The sequence below is a fragment of the Halorubrum sp. Atlit-26R genome, from assembly GCF_003666015.1.
GTDB lineage: Archaea > Halobacteriota > Halobacteria > Halobacteriales > Haloferacaceae > Halorubrum.
In genome coordinates this window covers 1-1,581 of record NZ_QPLT01000051.1, presented here as the reverse complement: position 1 = coordinate 1,581, position 1,581 = coordinate 1, and the positions used below count along the sequence as shown (strand labels likewise).

Genomic DNA, 1,581 nt, shown 5'->3' with positions numbered 1-1,581 from the left:
GTTCGATGCGAGCCTCACCGCGGCTCAGACGGAAGAGGACGTTTCGGTGTACGGACCTAACGAGACGATCACTGTCGATTTCACCGGAGATTTCTTCGGCCTTGACCGGTTCGAGGGTTTCTCTGCCGATCTGGTCGCGGTCGAGACAGACATCCAAGATGAGGGGATCGATCAGATAACGAACTTCGAGGAAGCGATCGAAGGCCAGGAGGCCGAGCGCGTTAGAACCGTCGAGCTCGGCCTGACCGGAACGACCGAACCGGTCGAATACGACCTGTCAGAGCCCGGACGGGGCAGCGGCGACTATATGTTCTTCCTCGTGAACGAGGGGAGCATGCCGATCACGAACGGGACCGTCGCCGAGCTCGACGAGTTCGAGAACACCCGCGCTATCGGCGTTTCGATGGCGACGGTCCAAGACGACCAGTCGTCTGTCGAGGGACTCGACCGGCCCGAGTACCGGCTCGGTGAGACCCTCGAAATTGAGGCGGACGCGAACTTCCCCGAACCCGACGCTGACGTTCAGCAGGTGGCGATCCTCTACGAAGAGCAAAACGACATCGGGACGGGGCTGGGAGAGCAGCAGGTTACTGTTAACGTAAACAACATCGACAACATCAGCACCGACCAGCTCGATACGACCACGAGTATTCAGGCTGTCGAAGGACCAAGGCGGGTCGAAGAGGGCATCACGATACTAGGCCAGGATCTGAGCGGACGCGACGACGGTCCAGGAACCATCATGACTGCCGGCGACGTGCTCGACTTCGTCTCCGGCGAGGTCGGTGGCGACATCAACAACACGATAACTGGTGACGGGAACGTGCTCAACGTCTCGGTTGTCGCTAAGTCCGACACCGGACAGGAGACGACGTTCGAACTCGAAACGCAGGAGAACTTCACCGCGAGCAACTACTCCGTCATCCACGTCGCTCAGGGGAACGAGACCGGACAGCTGACGACGACGAAGATAGACGGGATCTCGCTTCAAGAACAGATCGATCCGTACGTCACCGCCGATATCGACGAGGCAGCCTCGGATACCACAGTCCAGCCTGATGGTAACTTCACTATTGTAGCCGATGTTGAGAATGTTGGTGACGAAAATATCACTGAGACGTTCGAGTTGCGAGAAGGGGGAGATCTCATCACTGAACAGCGTATCGTGGATGGTGAAATTGTAAATGAGGATGTAAGACAAGACGCTGAACTCAACGCTAGGGAGTCACAGCGGATCTCGTTTACTGTGAATGCTGACGCAGCAGATGAAATTGATGGAGAAGGAGACTACACCATAGAATTCGTTCCAACACAGTTCGAAGACAACAGCGACAGTATAACCCTCACCGTCTCCGACGAGGAGCCCGCCAACTTCTCCGTCGACATCAACGAAGACGCCTCGGACACAGAGGTCGCTCCGAACGGCGATCTGACCGTCGTGACGAACGTCACGAACACCGGGAACCTCACGGGCACGCAGGCGATCACGGCTGAACTGAACGGGACCACCGTCTCCGAGGAAGTCGAACTCGATCCGGACCAAGGTGACTCCGTCTCGCTCACATTCGAGAACGTCGATCT

1 protein-coding gene is annotated in these 1,581 nt (G+C 57.2%); it reads left to right on the top strand.

The features are described from left to right. Positions 1–1,581, top strand: a 1,581-nt coding sequence (locus DVK07_RS22805; RefSeq protein ID WP_158603186.1) for a hypothetical protein, incomplete at both ends; no start/stop codon positions are given.